General features: G+C 33.9%; 25 protein-coding genes. 8 read left to right on the top strand and 17 right to left on the bottom strand.

The annotated features are described in order from the left end of the window. Positions 1-122: 122 nt before the first annotated feature. From OJ995_RS05745 to OJ995_RS05785, 9 genes are all read right to left on the bottom strand, one after another. Positions 123-275 carry a DUF4295 domain-containing protein gene (locus OJ995_RS05745; RefSeq protein WP_091308981.1) on the bottom strand — a complete coding sequence of 51 codons (153 nt, stop codon included), beginning with the start codon at positions 273-275 and terminating at the stop codon, positions 123-125. Positions 276-283: 8 nt separating this feature from the next. Further along, a complete protein-coding gene (rpmG, locus tag OJ995_RS05750) occupies positions 284-466 on the bottom strand; it encodes a 50S ribosomal protein L33 (RefSeq protein WP_008253902.1) in 183 nt (60 codons plus the stop codon). A 21-nt stretch (positions 467-487) separates the two neighbouring features. Then, the gene (gene rpmB / locus OJ995_RS05755; RefSeq protein WP_008253904.1) at positions 488-730 is read right to left on the bottom strand and encodes a 50S ribosomal protein L28; all 243 of its coding nucleotides are present in this window, start codon (positions 728-730) and stop codon (positions 488-490) included. Between the two features lie 79 nt (positions 731-809). Next, positions 810-2,057 carry a CinA family nicotinamide mononucleotide deamidase-related protein gene (locus tag OJ995_RS05760; RefSeq protein ID WP_264368565.1) on the bottom strand — a complete coding sequence of 416 codons (1,248 nt, stop codon included), beginning with the start codon at positions 2,055-2,057 and terminating at the stop codon, positions 810-812. A 42-nt stretch (positions 2,058-2,099) separates the two neighbouring features. Further along, positions 2,100-2,444 (bottom strand): histidine kinase, encoded by a 345-nt coding sequence (locus tag OJ995_RS05765; RefSeq protein ID WP_264368566.1) that lies wholly within the window; start codon positions 2,442-2,444, stop codon positions 2,100-2,102. A 2-nt stretch (positions 2,445-2,446) separates the two neighbouring features. Further along, entirely contained in the window at positions 2,447-3,058 is a 612-nt protein-coding gene (locus OJ995_RS05770; protein WP_264368567.1) for a fumarylacetoacetate hydrolase family protein, read from the bottom strand. Positions 3,059-3,127: 69 nt separating this feature from the next. Beyond that, positions 3,128-3,898 carry a 3'-5' exonuclease gene (locus tag OJ995_RS05775; protein ID WP_264368568.1) on the bottom strand — a complete coding sequence of 257 codons (771 nt, stop codon included), beginning with the start codon at positions 3,896-3,898 and terminating at the stop codon, positions 3,128-3,130. A gap of 81 nt (positions 3,899-3,979) precedes the next feature. Beyond that, entirely contained in the window at positions 3,980-5,278 is a 1,299-nt protein-coding gene (locus tag OJ995_RS05780) for a dihydrolipoamide acetyltransferase family protein (protein WP_264368569.1), read from the bottom strand. 84 nt (positions 5,279-5,362) lie between these two features. Next, positions 5,363-6,481, bottom strand: coding sequence for a glycosyltransferase family 2 protein (locus OJ995_RS05785; protein WP_264368570.1), 1,119 nt, complete (start codon positions 6,479-6,481; stop codon positions 5,363-5,365). Between the two features lie 83 nt (positions 6,482-6,564). Here OJ995_RS05785 and OJ995_RS05790 point away from each other — a divergent pair, with 83 nt between their 5' ends. From OJ995_RS05790 to OJ995_RS05810, 5 genes are all read left to right on the top strand, one after another. After that, positions 6,565-8,427 (top strand): ABC-F family ATP-binding cassette domain-containing protein, encoded by a 1,863-nt coding sequence (locus OJ995_RS05790; RefSeq protein WP_264368571.1) that lies wholly within the window; start codon positions 6,565-6,567, stop codon positions 8,425-8,427. Positions 8,428-8,564: 137 nt separating this feature from the next. After that, complete coding sequence (locus OJ995_RS05795; RefSeq protein WP_264368572.1) at positions 8,565-9,332, top strand: O-methyltransferase; 768 nt, start codon at positions 8,565-8,567, stop codon at positions 9,330-9,332. A gap of 93 nt (positions 9,333-9,425) precedes the next feature. Further along, on the top strand, positions 9,426-10,127 hold the full coding sequence (locus OJ995_RS05800) for an ABC transporter ATP-binding protein (protein WP_264368573.1): 702 nt from the start codon (positions 9,426-9,428) through the stop codon (positions 10,125-10,127). Between the two features lie 99 nt (positions 10,128-10,226). Beyond that, positions 10,227-11,624 (top strand): MATE family efflux transporter, encoded by a 1,398-nt coding sequence (locus tag OJ995_RS05805; RefSeq protein WP_264368574.1) that lies wholly within the window; start codon positions 10,227-10,229, stop codon positions 11,622-11,624. Positions 11,625-11,650: 26 nt separating this feature from the next. Continuing rightward, positions 11,651-11,881, top strand: coding sequence for a DUF8828 family protein (locus OJ995_RS05810; protein WP_008253940.1), 231 nt, complete (start codon positions 11,651-11,653; stop codon positions 11,879-11,881). Positions 11,882-11,927: 46 nt separating this feature from the next. Here the strand turns inward: OJ995_RS05810 and meaB are convergent, their stop codons facing one another. Beyond that, a complete protein-coding gene (meaB, locus tag OJ995_RS05815) occupies positions 11,928-13,067 on the bottom strand; it encodes a methylmalonyl Co-A mutase-associated GTPase MeaB (protein ID WP_264368575.1) in 1,140 nt (379 codons plus the stop codon). A 45-nt stretch (positions 13,068-13,112) separates the two neighbouring features. On the opposite strand from meaB, the gene OJ995_RS13575 reads away from it, so the two are divergent. From OJ995_RS13575 to OJ995_RS05825, 3 genes are read left to right on the top strand one after another with little or no spacing between them, the layout of a single operon-like run. Continuing rightward, positions 13,113-13,388 carry an AEC family transporter gene (locus OJ995_RS13575; RefSeq protein WP_349292869.1) on the top strand — a complete coding sequence of 92 codons (276 nt, stop codon included), beginning with the start codon at positions 13,113-13,115 and terminating at the stop codon, positions 13,386-13,388. Continuing rightward, positions 13,382-14,023, top strand: coding sequence for an AEC family transporter (locus OJ995_RS05820; RefSeq protein ID WP_349292870.1), 642 nt, complete (start codon positions 13,382-13,384; stop codon positions 14,021-14,023). The genes OJ995_RS13575 and OJ995_RS05820 overlap by 7 nt, the downstream gene beginning before the upstream one ends. Positions 14,024-14,048: 25 nt before the next feature. Beyond that, on the top strand, positions 14,049-15,446 hold the full coding sequence (locus OJ995_RS05825) for an FAD-binding oxidoreductase (RefSeq protein WP_264368576.1): 1,398 nt from the start codon (positions 14,049-14,051) through the stop codon (positions 15,444-15,446). Between the two features lie 9 nt (positions 15,447-15,455). Here OJ995_RS05825 and OJ995_RS05830 read toward each other — a convergent pair whose 3' ends face one another. From OJ995_RS05830 to OJ995_RS05860, 7 genes are all read right to left on the bottom strand, one after another. Next, positions 15,456-15,857 carry a hypothetical protein gene (locus tag OJ995_RS05830; RefSeq protein WP_264368577.1) on the bottom strand — a complete coding sequence of 134 codons (402 nt, stop codon included), beginning with the start codon at positions 15,855-15,857 and terminating at the stop codon, positions 15,456-15,458. Position 15,858: 1 nt separating this feature from the next. Next, a complete protein-coding gene (locus OJ995_RS05835) occupies positions 15,859-16,431 on the bottom strand; it encodes a hypothetical protein (protein WP_264368578.1) in 573 nt (190 codons plus the stop codon). Between the two features lie 67 nt (positions 16,432-16,498). Next, positions 16,499-16,672, bottom strand: coding sequence for a hypothetical protein (locus OJ995_RS05840; protein WP_264368579.1), 174 nt, complete (start codon positions 16,670-16,672; stop codon positions 16,499-16,501). A gap of 123 nt (positions 16,673-16,795) precedes the next feature. Next, entirely contained in the window at positions 16,796-20,152 is a 3,357-nt protein-coding gene (gene secA / locus OJ995_RS05845) for a preprotein translocase subunit SecA (protein ID WP_264368580.1), read from the bottom strand. An 87-nt stretch (positions 20,153-20,239) separates the two neighbouring features. Then, positions 20,240-20,461, bottom strand: a complete 222-nt coding sequence (locus tag OJ995_RS05850; protein ID WP_002986941.1) for a DUF2795 domain-containing protein — start codon at positions 20,459-20,461, stop codon at positions 20,240-20,242. 168 nt (positions 20,462-20,629) lie between these two features. Next, entirely contained in the window at positions 20,630-21,199 is a 570-nt protein-coding gene (locus OJ995_RS05855) for a cob(I)yrinic acid a,c-diamide adenosyltransferase (RefSeq protein ID WP_026724585.1), read from the bottom strand. 9 nt (positions 21,200-21,208) lie between these two features. Then, the gene (locus tag OJ995_RS05860) at positions 21,209-22,087 is read right to left on the bottom strand and encodes a PPK2 family polyphosphate kinase (RefSeq protein WP_264368582.1); all 879 of its coding nucleotides are present in this window, start codon (positions 22,085-22,087) and stop codon (positions 21,209-21,211) included. Positions 22,088-22,152 lie beyond the last annotated feature (65 nt).

The following is a 22,152-nucleotide window of genomic DNA, read 5'->3' on the forward strand; positions in this document are numbered from 1 at the left end:
AAAATCAGGATTTAAGTTTTTACTGATAACCTATTTGGCTTCAAATCCATTTATAAGACAAATGTAAAAATAAAAAAGCTACTTTCAAACGAAAGTAGCTTATCTATATAGTGTAAAATGAATTATTTCTTTTTCAAGAATTCATCAACTTCTTCTGGACTCATAACTGACTCAACGAAAGTATAAGCACCAGTTTTTGGAGACTTAACCATTTTGATAGCTTTAGTTAATCTTTTAGAAGCTGTTTGTAAAGTTGCTACGGTTTTCTTTGCCATGACTTATCTTATTTAATTTCTTTATGAACAGTTACTCTTTTTAAGATTGGATTAAATTTTTTAATCTCTAATCTATCTGGAGTGTTTTTTTTATTTTTTGTAGTAATGTAACGAGATGTTCCAGGAACTCCTGAAGTTTTGTGCTCTGTACATTCTAAAATAACTTGGATTCTATTACCTTTCTTTGCCATTTTGATCTATTTTATTAAGGATTAAACAGATTTTACAAATCCGTTTGCTTTTGCATTTTTCAATACAGCAGCAATTCCATTTTTATTAATCGTTTTTAAAGCAGCGGTTGAAATTTTCAACGTTACCCATCTATCTTCTTCAGGAATATAAAAACGTTTTTTAACTAAGTTAACAGAGAATTTTCTCTTTGTTTTATTCATAGCGTGAGAAACATTGTTTCCTACCATCGCTCTTTTACCTGTAAGTTCACAAACTCTTGACATTATTTCTAATCTTTATTTCGTTATCTAAAATCAGGGTGCAAAGAAACAAAATCGATTTCATATACACAACTATCTTTTACTATTTTTTTAAAATTTCTTTATAAATGAGTTCCAATGCTTTACTAACCGCTCTATCAATAACCTTTTCACGAGGTTGACCAAAATTAAATTCTTCTACAAAAACCCCATTTGGCGTGGCTATACCGATAAAAACCGTTCCTAATTCAGCATCCGAATTCCCTTTAGTAGGACCTGCATTTCCAGTCGTTGCTATAGCGAAATCCGTTTGCATTAATTTTTGAATTCCTAAAGCCATATCTTGAGCTACTTCTGCACTAACAACCGAATGTTCCTCAATTAGCAATGGACTAATCTTTAAAACATCAACTTTTGTTTGTGTAGCATAACTCACAACACTTCCTTTAAAATAGTTAGAAGCTCCTGAAACAGCCGACAAAGTTGAGGCTATTTTTCCACCCGTACAACTTTCTGCCGTTGAAATTGTTAACTTTTTTTCTGTCAACAGCCTTCCTAAAACCACTTCGATAGGTTCGTCTTCGTTATACCCTACAATTATATCATGAATTAACAAATCGAGTTTTTCCACTTGATGCTGTATTTCATTCTTCAACAATTCTTCATTCGTCCCTCTAGCTGTTAATCTCAATCGAACTTTTCCAGGACTTGGTAAATACGCTAATTTGATGAAATCGGGTAAACTATCTTCCCATTCTTCAATTTGTTCGGCTATCATACTTTCACCACGGCCATATGTCATAATGGTTTGATGAACAATGTAAGGCCGCTTAAATTTTTGAACTAAATTTGGAATCACCTCGTTATCAACCAGATACTTCATTTCATATGGAACACCTGGCAACGAAATAAAAACAGTATTTTCTTTTTCCATCCACATTCCTGGAGCAGTTCCTGCCTGATTGAAAAGTACTTTTGCTTTCGTTGGCACTAATGCTTGTTCTCTATTAATTTGTGTAATTGGACGCTTATAGAAACCTTCAATTATAGATTTCACATGTAATAAAACTTCTTCGTTTTCAACTAAAGTATCTTCAAAATAATCACAAAAAGTTTTCTTTGTAATATCGTCTTTTGTTGGCCCTAATCCACCAGTTACAATAACGACTTCTACTTTATTTTGAAGCGAATGAAAAGTATCTAAAATATGTTGTTTATCATCTGAAATCGACAACATTTCATGAGTTGCAATTCCAATTTTATCAAGAGCTTTGGCAATATAAGACGAATTCGTATCAACAATTTGGCCAATAAGAATTTCATCGCCAATGGTTACTATAGCAGCTTTCATTTTGAATATTTAATAGATTGGGGGGATTTTAAAAACAGAATGTTACAATTTGAAATCTTTTTTGATTTCTTTTACTGCTAAATCTATTCTACCTTTTAAAGACTTGAACACTTCTTTAATTTCTTTTCTTTTCCCTTCAGCTTTGGCCCAAGTCATGATTTGAATATTTTCTTCATAAGCCAAGTCCATTCCTAATAAATCTAAAGTTGGCTTAATTTTATGACAAGAAGCATAGGTTCTGGTATAGTCTTTTTCTTCAATTGCTACTTTGATGGATTTTATTTCAGCCGGAACCTCTTCTAGAAATAAGGTTACGATTTGCAATGCAAATTCAATATCATTTTCAGAAATTTCATAAACCTTCGCTAAATTATACTGTAATGCCATAACTATCTGATTTGAATTTTAAACATCGATTTTTCTTCAATAAAACCTTCCAAAACATCACCTTCTGTAACTTTTGCAACACCTTTTGGAGTACCTGTAAAAATGATATCTCCAATTTTCAACGTAAAATACTGTGAAACATAAGCAATTAACTCATCTATTTTCCACAACATCAAACTTGTATTACCTTCCTGAACGGTGGTTCCATTTGATTTTAACTCAAAGTTAATATTTTCTATCGAAGTATAATTTTTTTTCGATATAAAGTTCCCAATCACCGCTGAATGGTCAAATGCCTTTGCTTTTTCCCAAGGTAACCCTTTCTCTTTCAGCTTACTTTGCACATCTCGAGCGGTAAAATCAATTCCTAAACCAATTTCTTCGTAATATTTATTAGCAAATTTAGCGTCGATATGTTTCCCAACTTTACAAATCTTAACCAAAATTTCAACTTCATGATGAATATCATTACTAAAAGCTGGAATCACAAATGGATTCTTATTTGGCAAAATAGCAGAATCTGGTTTCATAAAGATAACAGGTTCTGTTGGTCTTTCATTATTCAACTCCGAAATATGGTCAGCGTAATTACGACCTATGCAGATTATTTTCATAATTCTAATGATTAGTAAATAGTAAAAAGTAATTAGCAACTATTCACTAATTACTTTTTACTTATCACCCTATTTAGTATTTAACTTTCTTAATTTAATTCCTGTTAGCACTTTTTTAGTATATAACGGAAAATCAGCGTTTTGAATCCACCCGAAATAACCTGGTTCTTTATCAAAAACATCATCTACCAAAGCACCTTTGTGTTTTCCGAAAGTAAAGATTTCTTTCCCTTCATTATTCAAAGCAATGAATCCAGCAAAGTCAACTGATTTTTTACGTGTTGTAAATTCAGACAACGACTTCATATCATTTTCTAAATTGTCATAGCGATCCAATTGCGATTTTAAGATTTCGTACGTTGCCATCGTATCTGATTCAGCACTGTGCGCGTTTTCTAAAGTTTGTCCGCAATAGAATTTGTATGCTGCACTCAAAGTACGTTCTTCCATTTTATGGAAAATCGTTTGCACATCAACAGAAACTCGGTTTTTCATATCAAAATCAACTTCAGCACGCAATAATTCTTCTGCCAAAAGCGGAATATCAAATCTATCGGAATTAAATCCAGCCAAATCAGAATCTTTAATCATGTTATGAACTTGCGTTGCTAACTCTTTAAATGTGGGTTCATTAGCTACTTTTTCATCGGTAATTCCGTGCACAGCAGTAGTTTGTGGCGGAATTGGAATCGTAGGATTTACCAACCAAGTTTTACTTTCTTTATTTCCGTTGGGATATACTTTAAATATTGAGATTTCTACAATTCGGTCTCTTGCTACATCAATTCCTGTAGTTTCAAGGTCAAAAAAGCAGATTGGGCGTGTTAATTTTAATTCCATAGCGATTTTATATAAGACAAAGATAGAAAAACCCGACAGCTTTTAAAAACTATCGGGTTTACTTATAAATTTATTTTCAGTTTAGAAATCTCTGTTTACATCAAAAGCTTCTAAGTAATCCGCAACGCGTTTCACGAAACTTCCTCCTAACGCTCCATCAACTACTCTGTGATCATAAGAGTGTGATAAGAACATTTTTTGGCGGATTCCAATGAAATCACCTTCTGGAGTTTCAATAACTGCTGGTACTTTTCTAATAGCACCTAAAGCTAAAATACCTACTTGTGGTTGGTTGATAATTGGCGTTCCGAAAACAGAACCAAAAGTTCCTACATTCGTAACCGTGTAAGTTCCACCTTGTGTATCGTCTGGTTTTAATTTTCCAGCTTTTGCACGGTTTCCTAAATCGTTAACCGCTTTCGCCATTCCAACTAAGTTCAATTGGTCAGCATTCTTAATCACAGGAACAATTAAGTTTCCGTTTGGTAAAGCTGCTGCCATTCCTAAGTTGATATTTTTACGTTTGATGATAAAATCACCATCAACTGAAATGTTCATTCCTGGAAAATCTTTCAATGCTTTTGCAACTGCTTCCATGAAAATTGGCGTGAAAGTTAACTTCTCACCTTCTCTCTTTTCGAAAGCATTTTTAACTTTATCTCTCCATTTTACGATGTTGGTAACATCTACTTCAATGAATGATTGAACGTGAGCCGAAGTTTGTACCGAAGCTACCATGTAACCCGAAATCAACTTACGCATTCTGTCCATCTCTACAATCTCGTCACCACCATTTACAGAAACCGGAACGGCTTGTGCTACTGGAGCTGGAGTTGCTTTTGGAGCCACCGCTGGAGTTGCAACAACTGCAGGCTGACTTCCTCTATTTTTGATATAATTTAATAAATCTTCTTTGTTTACACGGCCATCTTTACCAGAACCAGCAATTGCTTCTAATTCAGCTAATGAAATTCCTTCTTCTTTAGCAATGTTTTTAACTAAAGGCGAAAAGAACTTATCAGATGCTGAAAAATCAGCTGGAGCAACAGTTTCTTTTGCTACTTCTACTGCTTTTGCTACTTCTGCAACTGCAACTGGAGCGTCTGCTTTAACTTCTGGAGTTGCTGCAACGGCACCACCTTCCGTTTCGATAATAGCGATTGTTTGTCCCACTTGAACTACATCATCGGTATTAAATAAAATTTCAACAAGTGTTCCTGCAACTTCTGAAGGCACCTCACTGTCTACTTTATCAGTAGCAATTTCAAGTACTGCTTCGTCCATTTCAATTTTATCACCAACTTTTTTTAACCAGTTAGTAACTGTTGCCTCTGCAACACTTTCACCCATTTTAGGTAATTTCAATTCAAACTTTGCCATATCTTTAAACTAAAGTTGTGTTTTTGTATTTGGTTTGCAAAAATACTAATTTTTCATTCGTTTTTTAAACAATTCAATAATTTTTTACAACAAAATTATTTGCCCTCTATCGTTCGAATTATTGCTTCCTATTAGATAATTAGAACCAGAAATATAATTCTTAAAACTCAGGTTTTTACCCTTATTTAACTGCATAAAAGTAATAATTTCAGCAAAACTAAAAGTAGTCGTATCAAATATTATTTCAATGTTTTTATGCGATTTGTTCTCAAATTGATTAAAATCAGACAAATAAGTTGCTTTTTTTGATAGGTTCAACTCTAAATTCTCTCTTGAAAAAACGACATATTCATCAATAATCCGATGTTCATTCTTTTGTTGATTCTTCTTCAAAAGACTAAAAACAAAACTTCCTACTTGCATCATCACATCAAAAAACCATGATTTCTTAAAGTGCTTTTTATAGAAAAATTGCATCGCTTCACGGAAACGCTTCATATAGGTTCCATCTCGTACTGTACTTTCACCTTTGTAATGAATCACCGAAGTTTCATAAAAGTAATAATTCGATTTACCTGTTTTCAACACCAAATAACTCAAATCGATATCATCCGAATACATAAAACAATTTTCATCAAATCCGCCAACTTTTAGATATAATTCACGTTTCATTACCATAAAAGCACCAACTAAAATATCGACTTTCCCTGATTCGTTTTCAGATAAATGTTGCGCATAATATTTTCCGAAATAATTCGAAATTTTATATAATCCAAAAATCTTGGTAAAAGCTACCCAAGGTGTCGGAACTCCTCGTTTACTTTCGGGTAGAAAATTTCCAGCACCGTCAATTAATATACAACCGATAATTCCAGTGTTCAGTTGCCAGTTTTTAGTGTTCAGTATTTTAGAAAAAGTATCTTCTGCAACAACCGTATCAGGATTCAAAATACAAATATATTCCCCTTTGGCTTGAGCAACTCCGATGTTATTTCCTTTTGGAAAACCTAAGTTGTCTTTATTTTCAATGAGTTTAATGTGTGGGAATTTAGTTTTCATCATCTCACAACTATCATCAGACGAAGCGTTATCAATGACAATGATTTCGCCATCAATTCCATCCAACGCTTTTTGAACACTAAGAACACACTGCTCTAAAAAATAGCGCACATTATAGTTGAGAATGATTACGGATAGTTGCATATAGTTTTGAAAATTCAAATATCAATAAAGAAATTCCAAATTCCAACAAACAAAACCTTATTTTTGCACTTCTAAATTATATTATGAATTACCTATCAGTCGAAAATATCTCCAAATCTTATGGCGAACGTGTGTTATTTGACAACGTTTCGTTTGGAATTAATAAAGATCAAAAAATAGCTTTTATTGCTAAAAACGGTTCGGGAAAAACCACCATTATGAACATGATTAATGGTTTAGATGAACCTGATACAGGTCAAGTAGTGATTCGAAAAGAAATCAACATGGCGTTTTTGTCGCAAAACAATAATTTGCAAGACGAATTAACCATTGAAGAAAATATTTTTGCTTCGGATAATGAAATTCTGAAAGTAATTGAACGTTACGAAAAAGCTTTAGAAAATCCGAATGACGAAGAAGCGTATCAAAGAGCTTTTGACGATATGGACCGCCACAATGCTTGGGATTTTGAAACGCAATTCAAGCAAATTCTATACAAGCTAAAGTTGGAAGACTTGAAAATGAAAGTCAAAAACATGTCGGGTGGACAAAAAAAGAGACTTTCGTTAGCGATTATTTTGATTAGCAAACCTGATTTATTGATTTTAGACGAGCCAACGAATCACTTGGATTTAGAGATGATTGAATGGTTAGAAGACTATTTTGCTAAAGAAAATATCACATTGTTTATGGTAACGCACGACCGTTTCTTTTTGGAACGTGTTTGTAACGAAATTATCGAATTAGACAACGGAAAAATATACCAATACAAGGGCAATTATTCGTACTATTTAGAGAAAAAAGAAGAACGTTTGGCTTCTGAAAATGCGAGTATCGATAAAGCACAAAACTTATTCGTAAAAGAATTAGCTTGGATGCGCCGTCAACCAAAAGCTAGAACTACCAAATCGAAATCTCGTCAAGATGATTTTTACGTGATTAAAGAGAAAGCGGAAAGTCGTAGAAAAGAAAATGTAGTAGAGCTCGAAATCAACATGGAGCGTATGGGAAGCAAGATTATTGAAATGGTAAAATTGAACAAAGACTTTCCTGACAGAACCATTTTAAAAGATTTCAGCTATTCATTTCAACGTGGCGAACGTATTGGAATTATTGGCAAAAATGGAACAGGAAAATCGACTTTTTTAAATATTTTAACGCAAACTATTCAACCTGATTCAGGTAAAGTAATTATTGGTGATACGATTAAAATTGGCTATTACACGCAAAGCGGAATCAATCCGAAACCGGGACAAAAAGTAATTGATATCATTAAAGAATATGGCGAATATATTCCGTTGACGAAAGGAAAAATTATTTCAGCTTCGCAATTATTGGAACGCTTCTTATTTGATGCCAAAAAACAATATGATTTCGTAGAAAAATTAAGTGGTGGCGAATTAAAACGTTTGTATTTATGTACGGTTTTAATACAAAATCCGAATTTCTTAATTTTGGATGAGCCAACGAATGATTTAGATATTGTAACGCTGAACGTTTTAGAAAGTTTCCTTTTAGATTATCCTGGTTGTTTGTTAGTGGTGAGTCACGATAGATACTTTATGGATAAAATTGTCGATCACTTATTTGTTTTTAGAGGCGAAGGCGAGATTGAAGATTTCCCAGGAAACTATTCAGATTTCAGAGCTTATGAAGATTCGGCTGAACCAAAAGTTTTGAATTCGGTAAGCACTGAAAAAACAAATTGGAAAGAAAAACAAACGGCTTCAACCGGATTGAGCTTTAATGAACAGAAGGAATTCAATAAAATTGAAAAAGAAATCAAAGATTTAGAATACAATAAAAAACAAATCGAACAAGAATTCGCCGACGGAAAAGTTTCGGATGATAAGATTGAAGCAAAAGCCAACGAATTGCAAAAAATCATTCAGTCTTTAGAAGAAAAGGAAGAACGTTGGTTTGAATTGAGTTCTAAAATGGAATAAAAACTAGTTTGCAGTCTCAGTCTCAGTATACAGGAAAAACTGTGACTGAAAACTGTGACTGAAAACTGTGACTGAAAACTGTGACTGTAATTAAATCCTACATAAAATTCCTTTTCCACTCCAAAAATGAACATGGAGTGCACTCGCCATTTGTATTTGATTTGGTTACGAAATGTTTTTATGATGCAACTAAATATCCAGAATACCAAGTATTAGAATCCTATCGAAAATCGCTTTTAGAAAATAAAAACACGATTGATGTAACCGATTTTGGTGCAGGTTCGCGAGTTTTTAAATCGAATGTTAGAGAAATTTCAAAAATTGCACAAACCGCTGGAATTACTCCAAAAAATGCCGAATTACTTTTTAGAATTGTTCGTTATTTTCAACCAAAAAGCATTTTAGAAATTGGTACTTCATTAGGATTAGCTACTTCGGCTCTTTCGTCAGGAAATTCAAATGCAAAAATTATCACTTTAGAAGGTTGCGCAAATACACAAAAGCAAGCGCAAGTTCAATTGCAAGGACAAAATTCAAATTTTCAAAATATAGAATTCATTAATACAGAATTTTCAAGCTATTTTAAAAACCTTCACCTTTCACCTATCACCCATCACCTAATCTATTTCGATGGCAATCATTCCAAAAAAGCCACTTTAGAGTATTTTGAAGCCTTACTTCCAACGATTTCTAATGATTCCATTTGGATTTTTGATGATATTCATTGGTCAGCTGACATGGAAGAAGCTTGGGAAATTATAAAAAAGCATCCTAAAGTTTCGGTGACGATTGATACTTTTCAATGGGGAATCGTATTTTTTAGAGCCGAGCAAGAAAAAGAACATTTCATCATCAATCCGAATAAAACGATTAGTTCACATCTGTTTGAAAGAATTCGCTTTTAGTTGTAACAAAATCGTTTATTTTTCTACTTATAATAGAATCGGAACTTAAAACTTCTGAAATCATTATTCGTTAATCAACATTCGACATTGAAAATGGCAAATCCGTTAATCAAAATAACCAATATCAAAAGAGATTTCCCTTTAGGAAACGAAATCGTGTATGTGTTAAAAGGCATCGATTTAGAAATCAATAAAGGAGAATATGTAGCATTGATGGGACCTTCGGGTTCTGGAAAGTCAACTTTGATGAATATTTTAGGTTGTTTAGACACACCAACTTCGGGAACTTACGTTTTGAACGGAAAACATGTAAGTGAAATGCAAGACGATGAATTAGCAGAAATTCGTAATAAAGAAATTGGATTTGTCTTCCAAACATTCAACTTAATGCCAAGAACAACGGCTTTGGATAATGTAGCTTTACCAATGGTTTATGCAGGTCATTCTAAATCGGAACGAGTTGAAAGAGCTACTGAAGTATTGACACAAGTGGGACTTCAAGACCGTATGGATCACAAACCGAATCAGTTATCGGGTGGTCAACGTCAGCGTGTTGCGGTTGCGAGAGCTTTGGTTAACAAGCCTTCTATCATTTTAGCCGATGAGCCAACTGGAAACTTAGATAGTAAAACTTCGGTGGAAATCATGAATTTATTCAACGAAATTCACGCCAACGGAAACACTGTAATTCTAGTAACACACGAAGAAGATATTGCGGCTTACGCACACAGAATCATTCGTTTACGAGACGGACTTATTGAAAGTGATACGATAAATCAAAATATTAAAAAGTAATTTCAATTCACAATATTTAAACCTGTCTCGATTTTGAATCCTGACAGGTTTTTTCTTGAAATCCTTTTCAAATTATTACCTTTGCTCAAAATTGCCAAAATGACATTTTCCGACTACTCTAAAGAATTTTCATATAACTTAAAATTAGCCTATCCTATTATTTTAGGAATGTTAGGTCATACCGTTGTGGGAATTGTAGATAATATAATGGTCGGAAAATTAGGTCCAACCGAATTAGCGGCGGTTTCATTAGGAAACAGTTTTGTATTCATTGCGATGTCATTAGGAATTGGATTTTCAACAGCCATTACACCTTTAGTTGCAGAATCAGATGGAAAAAATGATGTGGCTGGTGGTCGTTCTGCTTTTCATCACGGATTGTATTTGTGTACAATTTTAGGTGTGGCTTTGTTTACCTTAATTTTCTTTTCGAAACCATTAATTGCTTACATGAGACAACCCGAAGCAGTAGTGGAAATGGCAAAACCATATTTAGATATCGTCGGTTTTTCGTTGATTCCGTTAATTATGTACCAAGCGTACAAACAATTTGCAGATGGTTTGAGCGAAACGAAATATTCGATGTGGGCAACTATTATTGGAAACATTACCAATGTAGTTATCAACTATTTTTTAATTTACGGAATTTGGATTTTCCCAAAATGGGGCATCGTTGGAGCTGCCGTAGGAACTATTGCTTCTCGTTTTGTGATGCTAGGTTTTATGCATTACATGATGAATTTAAAACCAAAATTCCATCCATATTTTAAAGGATTTAGCCTAAAAGAAATTAAGAAAGAAGTCAACCAAAAAATCATTAAAATTGGAATGCCTTCTGCCATGCAAATGTTCTTTGAAGTCGCTTTGTTTACTGGAGCCATTTGGTTGTGTGGAATGATTGGAACAACAAGTCAGGCGGCGAATCAAATTGCATTAAGTTTAGCTTCGTTAACCTTTATGTTCGCCATGGGATTGAGTGTTACAGCGATGATTCGTATTGGAAACCAAAAAGGATTAAATGATTATGTAACCTTAAGAAAGGTAGCGATTTCCATTTTCTTATTAACAATACTAATCGAAGTGGTTTTTGCTTTATTATTTGTGGTTTTACACACAAGTTTACCTTATATTTTTGTAGATATCAACGATGTAAAAAACCTAACCGAAAACTTAGAAGTAATTGCGATTTCGGCTAACTTACTTTTAGTAGCCGCTGTTTTTCAAATTTCCGATGGTTTGCAAGTTGTAGTTTTAGGAGCGCTTCGAGGATTGCAAGATGCTAAAATTCCGATGTATATTACTTTTGTAGCGTATTGGGTAATTGGATTTCCAATATCCATTTATTTAGGATTAGAAACCGAATTAAAAGCCGTTGGCGTTTGGATTGGACTTTTAGCTGGATTAACAGCTGCAGCGATATTTTTGTATATTCGCTTTAATTATTTGACAAAAAAACTGGTTCAAGTGCAATCGCAAGAACAAGTTCAATTACAATAACAAGAAGAAATTAAAATCATAAAAACATGAACTTACCAAAATTTGTTATCGGAGATAATACCGATTTTCCAGAAGATATTTTCGTAATCCATTTAGAATATCCAAGATTCGTAATCAATTTAAAAGACGACGAAGTAGAATTTTTAGAAGACATCGAAGAAGAAGATGAAAAAGAATTAGAATCGGAAATGGAACATTTAATTACCATTGCTGGAGAATTCTACGATAGAGAAATTGAACGTTACGAGCAGGAATAGTGTTCAGTAAAAAGTGTTCAGATTTAGAATAAAAGCTAATTACTAATCACTCCTTATTAAAATATTGTTCCAACAAACTCATAGCCGCTGCAAAAGGTGAAATTTCATTGTTTTGCACGGCTTTTTTGTTTTCTTCCAATAGTTGCATGATATTTGGATGATTATAAAAATGTGATTTCAATTGTTCGTTTATCGTTTCCATCATCCAAAATTGGTTTTGATTTTGACGTTTTTCTTCGAAATAATGATTGGATTTTACCAATTCAAAATACTCGGAAATAATGTCCCAAATCGCATCAATTCCTGTTTGTTCATAAGCACTACAAGTCGTAACTTTTGGAATCCAACCTGAAGATTTTGCTGGAAATAAATGTAACGCTCTATTGAATTCGGTTTTGGCTAATTTGGCTTTCGCAATATTATCACCATCGGCTTTATTGATTACGATAGTGTCTGCCATTTCCATGATACCACGTTTGATGCCTTGTAATTCATCGCCAGCACCTGAAATTTTCAACAACAAAAAGAAATCGACCATACTGTGAACGGCAGTTTCGCTTTGCCCTACTCCAACCGTTTCAATAATAATCGTATCAAATCCACAAGCTTCACACAAAATAATAGTTTCACGCGTTTTTCTAGCAACACCTCCTAATGTATCGCCTGAAGCACTTGGTCGAATATAGGCATTCTCGTCTTTTACCAATTCTTCCATACGAGTTTTATCGCCCAAAATACTTCCATGACTAATGGACGAACTTGGGTCAACCGCTAATACAGCCACTTTCTTTCCGATGGAAGTCAAATATTTTCCAAAAGCTTCAATAAAAGTACTTTTTCCAACACCTGGAACACCGGTAATTCCAATACGAACGGAGTTATTCGCATGTGGCAAACACCCTTTTATGACTTCGTTCGCTTTCGCTAAATGTTCAGGATTTGTACTTTCAACTAAAGTTATGGCGCGACTCAAAGCCGTTTTGTCACCTTTTAAAATTCCAGCAATTAATTCTTCTGCCGAAGGTTGCTTTCTTCGGAATTGTTGAATTTGACTTGCCACAACTGAACTCAGCGTTTCAGGTTGTTCCACGCCGTGAATTTCTGAAAGTGCCGATTTTTTATTTGGTGTTTTCAAAAGGAATTTTGCTTTGTGTAAAAATACAAAAAATGTAGGAATATAAAACATCGAAATCTTAGGGTTTAATTACCTTTGTATTCTTGATTTTAGGAAATGGAAAATATCATTCTATTATTTTTATGCTTGATTTTGGGCGTTGCGCTTCAAAAAGTGCCGCAATTTCCTAAAAACGCCTATCAGAGTTTGAATCAATACGTGATTTACGTTTCGCTTCCGGCTTTGGCTTTATATTATATTCCGAAAATCACAATTTCACTCGCTTTACTTTATCCGTTAGGAATTGCGTGGTTAGGTTTTGGATTGTCATTTGTGTTTTTCTATACATTGGGAACGTATTTTAAATGGTCGAAAAAGCTAATTGGATGTTAATTTTGACCGGTGGATTGAGTAATACTTCTTTCGTAGGATTTCCAATTATCGAAGCTTTGTATGGTGCAGATGGATTGAAAACCGCCATCATAGTTGACCAACCTGGTTCATTCGTAGTCGTAACTACATTAGGTATTTTAGTCGCAGCTAGTTTTTCAAGAGGAAATTTAAGTACTTCAGAAATCGTATTGAAGATTGTAAAATCTCCACCATTTATCGCTTTTACGATTGCGCTTTTCTGTACAATTTTCTCCTTTGAATTTCCTGAAGCATTACAAAATTCATTCTTAAGAATTGGAAATACGGTAACTCCTGTCGCTTTAATAGCCGTTGGATTACAATTAAAAATTGATACTCGAAGTAAACATTGGTCATTTTTAACGTTAGGATTATTTTTCAAATTAATTCTAATGCCTGCTTTTTTCTTTTTGCTTTACAAAATCATATTAGGCGGAAAAGGATTAGAAATAGATGTATCTATAATGGAATCTGCCATGGCACCAATGATAACAGGTGCAATTTTAGCTTCTAATTATGGATTAAAACCGAAATTAAGTAGCATGATGATTGGAATTGGAATTCCGCTGTCTTTAGTTACTGTAGCCTTTTGGTATTGGGTTTTAAGTAGTTTTTAATATCTTTACACTTCAATTGTACACTATGAATCCTGAAATATTACTTGCGCTTGAAAACATTGTAGGTTCGGCTTATATTTTTACTGATGAAGCTACTCGTAAAACCTATGGTCACGATGAAACGGAAGATTTGATTTTTCCTCCTCATGTAGTGGTAAAACCTGCCAATACGGAAGAAGTTGCGCAAATTTTAAGAGTTTCGAATACCTATAAAATTCCGACAACACCGATTGGTGCTCGTACCGGTTTGAGTGGTGGCGCTTTATCTATTTATGGTGGAATTGGTATTTCAATGGAGCGATTCAATCAGATTATTGAAATTGATGAACAAAATTTACAAGTTACAACTCAGCCTGGTGTAATTACTCAAGTTTTACGTGAAGCTGTTGCCGAAAAAGGCTTGTTTTATCCCGTAGATCCAAGTAGTATGGGAAGCTGTTTCATTGGTGGAAATATTGCGGAAAATTCAGGTGGAGCAAGAGCTTTGAAATATGGTGTTACGAAAGATTATGTACTAAATTTAGAAGTAGTTTTACCCACTGGTGATGTGATTTGGACTGGAGCCAATACTTTGAAAAATTCGACAGGTTACAACCTAACGCAATTAATGGTTGGTAGTGAAGGGACTTTGGGCATTGTGACTAAAATTGTATTGAAATTATTACCTCAAAATAAACACAACGTATTGCTTTTAGTTCCCTTTTATAAAGCGGAGCAAGCGTGTGAAGCGGTTTCAGCTATTTTTAGAGCCGGAATTGTGCCAAGTGCTTTAGAGTTTATGGAACGTGATGCTATTGATTGGACTCTGAAATTTGTAGATGGTTTGAATGTGGAAGTCAAAGATAACGTTCAGGCGCATTTGTTGATTGAAGTAGATGGCAATTATCCTGAAATTTTAATGCAAGAAGCCGAACAAATTTTGGCAGTTGTAGAACAATTTGAAATCGACGAAGTGTTGTTTGCCGATACCGAAGAACAAAAAAATGCGCTATGGAAAATGCGTCGCTCTGTAGCAGAAGCAGTAAAAGCGAATTCAATTTACAAAGAAGAAGACACAGTTGTTCCAAGATATGAATTGCCTAAATTATTAAAAGGTATCAAAGAAATTGGTACTAAATATGGTTTCCAATCTGTTTGTTATGGACATGCCGGCGATGGCAATTTGCACGTAAACATCATCAAAGGCAACATGACCGATGACAATTGGAAAACAGAAGTTCCAAAAGGAATTCGTGAAATTTTTGAATTGACGGTTGGTTTAAAAGGAACATTATCTGGCGAACACGGTATTGGTTTGGTGCAAAAAAACTACATGGATATTGCGTTTTCAAAAGTGCATTTAGAATTAATGGAACGAATCAAAGCTATTTTTGACCCCAATAATGTGTTGAATCCTGGGAAGATTTTTCCTGATGGGGAATGATTAATTCAATTACTTTTTCAAAAAATCCAACAAATTGACATCTGCATTTTTAAACGTTGCTGGTTGTTCGATAATACTGGCTACGCGTTTTTTATTTAATTTCATGGTAATATCGGCTTCGGTTGTAAATAACAAAGCGGATAAAAACGGGTTGTTAATGTGAGGAATTAACTCAGCTTCTAAATCGTCTAATTTGCAGATTTTTACTAATTCTTGCTTTTCAGTTGTGTAAATTTTATAGGTCATCGACAATTTTAAAATATTGTCTTCTACGATGGTTTTCACGTAAATGTTCTGTAATTCAGGTTTTCCAACGGTTTTAGCAAGCGTTAATTTAGCAAAAGTTCCATCAGCAATACTAGCTCTAACTTGGTTGAAAAATTCGATATAGGTGATATTATTTTCGTTCATATTATAATCCTAAAGCTTTTAAAATTTTTGCATCAAACAACATGGAAAACATTTTATTCTCTTTGTCTTTATTTAAAAATTTCCATTGGTTTTTTGTCAAATCATCCGCAACTGCAATAAGAGTAGAACGCATTTCGATTCGGAATGTGTTAGTAAGTTTATCATACGTTACTTTATCTGCTTCCATAGAAGATTTGAATATATCCGTCATCGATTCAGCATCATCCATCGGCTCTTTGAATTTCATCGTCATTACGTTATTGTAATTCACCATACAAAACGATTTCCCTTCTATTTTCTTGATTTCACCAAACGAAAAATTAGGCTCTACTTCCACTAACTTTATTGAAAATTGCTCGTTTTCCATCATTTGACCAAACATCTTTTTCATTTGGTCTTGCGGAATAATGTCAAATACTTTTGGATAAGTGGTTTCGAAAATAGCATCAAAATTCATGTTTACGCTAGCCTTATATGATTTTAATGCTTCTGTCTTTAATGAAGCCATGTCTTGTGATAAAACAGCAGTAGTTTGAAAAAGAAAGAATACGAAGAATAGAATTTTAGATTTCATTTGAATAATTTATAATTTCATCAAAGATAAAAAATCCCCAACTACTTTTAGCAATTGAGGATTTATATTAATCTCTTTTTGGAGAATTCTTTTTGTTTCGTTTATCTTCCTTCTTTTCTTTTGCCGTTTTCAACGGTTCTTTCTTTGCTGTTTTCTTAGCATCCTGACTTTTTGCCATAATTTCTATGATTAGTTTTAGTAAATATAGGTAATTAATAATGCCTCCAACTATGAATGACATTTTTCGTGACAAATAATTGGAACTCAAATTTGAAAAATGTTTAGATTTTTTCAATCTATATTTCAAAAAAAAATCCCCAACTACTTTTCAGTAATTGAGGATTAATTTATTTATGTGTTTTAATTATTCGTTAACCAAAACCCATTCGCCAGAAGCCAACATACTTTCTGCCTTTTTGTATTTCATAGTTTCGCTTTTTCCACTCATTACGTGTTTAATAGTAACGGTGTCATTACGATTGATTTTTGGCATTTCTCTTGTAATCGTTTCCGTTACTTGAGGTCTTTGACTTGCCATTTCTCCTGCTCTTCTTGCTTGAGCCGCTGTATCTTCGCTATCTAAATCTTCTTTAGATTCAGTATAGTTTTCTTTTTGTTGCACTTGCTTAGCTTCTTGAATTTCCGATGTATTGTGAGAAGGTAAATCACCTTTGAATAAGAATGAAATTACTTCTTTGTTTACATCATCGATCATTTTCTTAAACAAGTTGAACGCTTCGAATTTGTAAATCAACAATGGATCTTTTTGTTCGTGAACCGCTAACTGAACAGATTGTTTCAATTCGTCCATTTTACGTAAGTGTTTTTTCCAAGCTTCATCCACAATAGCTAACGTGATGTTTTTCTCGAAATCAGCCACTAACGAACGTCCTTCTGAAGTATATGCTTTTTCTAAATCTGTAACCACATTTAATGATTTGATTCCGTCAGAGAAAGGCACAATAATTCTTTGGTACTGACCATTATTATTTTCGTATACATTTTTGATAATTGGATACGCTTCGCGTGCATCTCTTGCGATTTTTTCTTCATAATGTGCTAAAACCGCTTTATACACTTTACCAGTGATTTCTCTAACTGATAATTTTGCAAATTCTGATTGTGAAACTGGTGCACTAATTGAAAAATAACGAATCAATTCAAACTCGAAATTCTTGAAATCTTCTGCTAATTTATTTTGTTCCACTACTAATTCGCAAGTATCGTACATCATGTTTGCAATATCCACTTTCAAACGCTCTCCGTGTAAAGCGTGACGTCTTCTTTTGTATACTACTTCTCTTTGTGCATTCATTACGTCGTCATATTCTAACAAACGTTTACGAACTCCAAAGTTGTTTTCTTCTACTTTTTTCTGAGCTCTTTCAATAGATTTTGTCATCATAGAATGTTGAATTACTTCACCTTCTTTCAAACCAATTCTATCCATAACTTTCGCTACTCTTTCAGAACCAAATAAACGCATTAAGTTATCTTCCAAAGACACGTAGAATTGAGAACTACCTACATCTCCTTGACGACCAGCACGACCTCTTAACTGACGGTCAACACGACGCGAATCGTGACGTTCTGTTCCGATAATTGCTAAACCACCTGCTTTTTTCACTTCGTCAGATAATTTAATATCGGTACCACGACCAGCCATATTAGTTGCAATTGTAACAACTCCAGGTTTTCCTGCTTCAGCTACAATTTCTGCTTCACTTTTGTGCATTTTAGCATTCAATACATTGTGTTGAATACCTCTAATTTTTAACATTCGGCTTAATAATTCCGAAATCTCTACCGATGTTGTTCCAATTAACACAGGTCTTCCTGCATTTGACAATTGCACTACGTCTTCGATAACCGCGTTGAATTTTTCACGAACGGTTCTGTAAATTAAATCGTCTTTATCTTTACGCGCCATTGGACGGTTGGTAGGAATTTCTACAACGTCTAATTTGTAGATTTCCCAGAACTCACCTGCTTCAGTTGAAGCAGTTCCTGTCATTCCTCCTAATTTGCTGTACATACGGAAATAATTCTGTAATGTAACTGTTGCAAATGTTTGAGTAGCAGCTTCAATTTTTACATTCTCTTTTGCTTCGATTGCTTGGTGTAAACCATCTGAGTAACGACGACCATCCATGATACGTCCAGTTTGCTCATCTACAATCATTACTTTATTGTCCATGATAACGTATTCGGTATCTTTTTCGAATAAAGTATAGGCTTTTAATAACTGAGTTAATGTATGAATACGTTCCGATTTTACCGAGAAATCACGGAATAATTCTTCTTTACGTTCTGCTGCTAATTCTGGCTCTAAATTTTCTTTTTCAATTTGAGCAATTCCTGTTCCAATATCTGGTAAAATAAAGAATTGAGCATCTGTATCTTGTGATAAGAATTGAATTCCATTATCGGTTAACTCAACTTGATTGTTTTTTTCTTCGATAACAAAATAAAGTGCCTCATCAATTTTTGGCATTTCTCTGTTGTTATCTTGCATGTATTGGTTTTCGGTTTTTTGAAGCAATTGTTTAACTCCTTCTTCCGACAAGAACTTGATTAAAGCTTTACTTTTTGGTAATGCTCTGTAAGAACGTAATAAATTAAATCCAGCGTCTTTATTGTTACCTTCTTTGAATAAACGTTTTGCTTCGGTTAAACAATCCGTAGCCAATTTACGTTGTAAGTTTACTAAGTTTTCAACTTTTGGTTTTAACTCATTAAATTCATGACGATCTCCCTGAGGAACAGGTCCAGAAATAATCAATGGCGTTCTAGCATCATCAATTAAAACCGAGTCAACCTCATCGACAATTGCGTAATTATGTTTACGTTGTACTAAATCTTCTGGAGCATGCGCCATATTATCTCTCAAATAATCGAAACCAAATTCGTTATTTGTTCCATAAGTAATATCTGCTTCGTATGCTTTTCTTCTTTCTGGAGAGTTTGGTTGGTGATTGTCGATACAATCAACTGTTAAACCATGAAACTCGAATAAAGGTGCTTTCCAAGTACTATCACGTTTTGCCAAGTAGTCATTTACTGTAACTAAATGCACTCCGTTTCCTGTTAAGGCATTCAAGTATAATGGTAATGTTGCTACTAATGTTTTTCCTTCCCCTGTTTGCATTTCGGCAATTTTACCTTGATGCAACACAACTCCACCAATTAACTGAACGTCGTAGTGAATCATATCCCAAGTGATAGCTTTACCAGCTGCATTCCATGAATTGGCCCAAGTAGCGTTATCACCTTCAATTGCTATATACGATTTAGTTGCTGATAACTCTCTGTCTTTTGGAGTAGCAGTAACCGTAATTGACGTATTTTCTTTAAAACGACGTGCGGTTTCTTTTACTACTGCAAAAGCTTCAGGAAGAATTTCGTTTAAAACTTTTTCAGAAATTTCATAAGCTTCTTTTTCAATCTTATCGATTTCAGCATAAATATCTTCACGAGCATCAATGTCTTGAGTTTGCTCTGCGTCTTGTTTTAAAGAAGCGATTTTTGCATCTTTTTCAGCTCGAGCATTTTTAATTTTAGCTTTGAATTCGGCAGTTTTAGCACGCAATTCATCATGAGACAATGCTTGTAAAGCACTCTCAAAAGATTTTACTTTATTAATAAGTGGTTGAATCGCTTTTACATCTTTCTCCGATTTGTCTCCCACAAAAGCCTTCAATATTGAATTTATGATACTCATAATTTTTTATTTTCTAAATAGGTTTGCAAATATAACCAAAAAAAAAGCCTCAGTAAAGAGACTTGTTTCTGTTGTGTTTATTTATTTTTAATATTCATCCTCATTCCAAAGATAATCTTCGTCAGTAGGATAATCAGGCCAAATCTCTTCCATTGATTCATAGATTTCTCCTTCGTCTTCTATAGACTGTAAATTTTCCACTACTTCTAATGGAGCTCCAGTTCTGATAGCATAGTCGATAAGTTCATCTTTGGTTGCTGGCCAAGGCGCATCACTTAAGTATGACGCTAATTCTAATGTCCAATACATCTTTTTATCGATTTAAGTTTATGCAAAAATAAATTTATTACCCAATAAGGCAAGTTTTTTTTTACTTTTTTTATTAAAATTTAAGAACGTTTCTTTTTTAGTGCTCAAAACATGACTTTACATCCCTGTTTTCAAGTATATTAAACACTTAAAACTGATTACTGAACACTATTTTCTAGGAATCCATTGTACTTCATCAGCGTTCAAATCATGAGACAACTTTCGTGCCAACACAAAAAGGTAGTCAGAAAGTCGGTTTAGGTACTTAATTACACGTTCATCTGTCGGTTCTATGTCATTCAAATGTACTGCTAAACGCTCTGCTCTACGACATACGCAGCGTGCTATATGACAATATGACACCGTTGTATGCCCCCCTGGTAAAACAAAATGTGTCATGGGCGGCAAAGCTTCTTCCATCGTGTCAATTTCATTTTCCAAAAATTCGATATCTGATTCCACAATTCCTAGGTTTTGCAAGCGTGGCTGACCGTTTTTCAAGGTTTCTTTTTCGGGTGGCGTGGCTAAAATAGCTCCGACAGTAAATAATCTATCTTGCACTTCAATTAATACTTTTTTATATAAATCACTCATGTCTTGGTCGCGAATTAATCCAATATGTGAATTTAATTCGTCAACCGTTCCATAACTCTCGATTCTTATATGATGTTTTGGCACACGTGTTCCACCAAATAATGCTGTGGTTCCGGTATCACCAGTTTTGGTATATACTTTCATATTTACTATTTATTGTTTTTTTAATTGTTCGCGATACATTTCAATATTCGCTTTTACTTTTGGATCTAATTCGGGTTCGGTTATATCGGTTAGTTTTTCCATCTCTTCCCAAATGATTTTGGCAACAATATATCTCGCCACACCTTTATCATCAGCTGGAATAATGTACCAAGGCGCAAAATCGGTGGATGTTTTATTGATAGCTTCTTCGTAATATTTCATATAATCGTCCCAACGCTCACGTTCCTTCAAATCGCCCGAACTGAATTTCCAATTATCTTCAGGATTTTCTAATCGTTTTAATAAACGTTCTCTTTGTTCTTCTTTACTCATGTGAAAATAAAACTTCAATATTTTAGTACCGTTTTGCGAAATGTGCTTTTCAAAATTCACCATTTGTTCCATTCGATTTTCCCAAAATTGAGGTGTAATATCTTCTACTTTTTCAATTCCTGGTAAATTTTCAAACAAAATATATTCGGGATGCACTCGCGTTACCAACACATTTTCATAATGCGTACGATTGAAAACAGCAAATTTTCCCTTTTCGGGCAAAGCCAAATAATGACGCCATAAATAATCGTGTTCTAATTCTGTTGAGTTTGGTGTTTTAAAACTATGGACCACAACTCCACGCGGATTAAATTCTTTAAAAACCTCACGGATTAGACTGTCTTTTCCACTGGTATCCATACCTTGTAAGCAAATTAAAAATGCATGACGATTGTGCGCATACATGGCATCTTGCTTTTTACTCAACTTTTGCTGGATTTTATCTAACGCTAATTCTTCTTGGTCTTTATTGGTATCGATGTCTAATTTTGTAGCAAAATCCGATAATTTAATCGCTGATTTCACTTTAAAATCTTCAATATTTATATTTTCCATTTTCAATCACTTTTTAATAAATGTAAAAATAGTACTTTTATGAGCTATTTCTCGCTAAAAAGTTT

This window comes from Flavobacterium lacisediminis (assembly GCF_025909975.1).
GTDB classification, from domain to species: domain Bacteria; phylum Bacteroidota; class Bacteroidia; order Flavobacteriales; family Flavobacteriaceae; genus Flavobacterium; species Flavobacterium lacisediminis.

Coding starts and splice junctions, on each gene's coding strand:
- OJ995_RS05745 (WP_091308981.1), bottom strand. CDS start 275: ATGGCAAAGAAAACCGTAGCAACTTTACAAACAGCTTCTAAAAGATTA.
- rpmG (WP_008253902.1), bottom strand. CDS start 466: ATGGCAAAGAAAGGTAATAGAATCCAAGTTATTTTAGAATGTACAGAG.
- rpmB (WP_008253904.1), bottom strand. CDS start 730: ATGTCAAGAGTTTGTGAACTTACAGGTAAAAGAGCGATGGTAGGAAAC.
- OJ995_RS05760 (WP_264368565.1), bottom strand. CDS start 2,057: ATGAAAGCTGCTATAGTAACCATTGGCGATGAAATTCTTATTGGCCAA.
- OJ995_RS05765 (WP_264368566.1), bottom strand. CDS start 2,444: ATGGCATTACAGTATAATTTAGCGAAGGTTTATGAAATTTCTGAAAAT.
- OJ995_RS05770 (WP_264368567.1), bottom strand. CDS start 3,058: ATGAAAATAATCTGCATAGGTCGTAATTACGCTGACCATATTTCGGAG.
- OJ995_RS05775 (WP_264368568.1), bottom strand. CDS start 3,898: ATGGAATTAAAATTAACACGCCCAATCTGCTTTTTTGACCTTGAAACT.
- OJ995_RS05780 (WP_264368569.1), bottom strand. CDS start 5,278: ATGGCAAAGTTTGAATTGAAATTACCTAAAATGGGTGAAAGTGTTGCA.
- OJ995_RS05785 (WP_264368570.1), bottom strand. CDS start 6,481: ATGCAACTATCCGTAATCATTCTCAACTATAATGTGCGCTATTTTTTA.
- OJ995_RS05790 (WP_264368571.1), top strand. CDS start 6,565: ATGAATTACCTATCAGTCGAAAATATCTCCAAATCTTATGGCGAACGT.
- OJ995_RS05800 (WP_264368573.1), top strand. CDS start 9,426: ATGGCAAATCCGTTAATCAAAATAACCAATATCAAAAGAGATTTCCCT.
- OJ995_RS05805 (WP_264368574.1), top strand. CDS start 10,227: ATGACATTTTCCGACTACTCTAAAGAATTTTCATATAACTTAAAATTA.
- OJ995_RS05810 (WP_008253940.1), top strand. CDS start 11,651: ATGAACTTACCAAAATTTGTTATCGGAGATAATACCGATTTTCCAGAA.
- meaB (WP_264368575.1), bottom strand. CDS start 13,067: ATGTTTTATATTCCTACATTTTTTGTATTTTTACACAAAGCAAAATTC.
- OJ995_RS13575 (WP_349292869.1), top strand. CDS start 13,113: ATGGAAAATATCATTCTATTATTTTTATGCTTGATTTTGGGCGTTGCG.
- OJ995_RS05820 (WP_349292870.1), top strand. CDS start 13,382: ATGTTAATTTTGACCGGTGGATTGAGTAATACTTCTTTCGTAGGATTT.
- OJ995_RS05825 (WP_264368576.1), top strand. CDS start 14,049: ATGAATCCTGAAATATTACTTGCGCTTGAAAACATTGTAGGTTCGGCT.
- OJ995_RS05830 (WP_264368577.1), bottom strand. CDS start 15,857: ATGAACGAAAATAATATCACCTATATCGAATTTTTCAACCAAGTTAGA.
- OJ995_RS05835 (WP_264368578.1), bottom strand. CDS start 16,431: ATGAAATCTAAAATTCTATTCTTCGTATTCTTTCTTTTTCAAACTACT.
- OJ995_RS05840 (WP_264368579.1), bottom strand. CDS start 16,672: ATGTCATTCATAGTTGGAGGCATTATTAATTACCTATATTTACTAAAA.
- secA (WP_264368580.1), bottom strand. CDS start 20,152: ATGAGTATCATAAATTCAATATTGAAGGCTTTTGTGGGAGACAAATCG.
- OJ995_RS05850 (WP_002986941.1), bottom strand. CDS start 20,461: ATGTATTGGACATTAGAATTAGCGTCATACTTAAGTGATGCGCCTTGG.
- OJ995_RS05855 (WP_026724585.1), bottom strand. CDS start 21,199: ATGAAAGTATATACCAAAACTGGTGATACCGGAACCACAGCATTATTT.
- OJ995_RS05860 (WP_264368582.1), bottom strand. CDS start 22,087: ATGGAAAATATAAATATTGAAGATTTTAAAGTGAAATCAGCGATTAAA.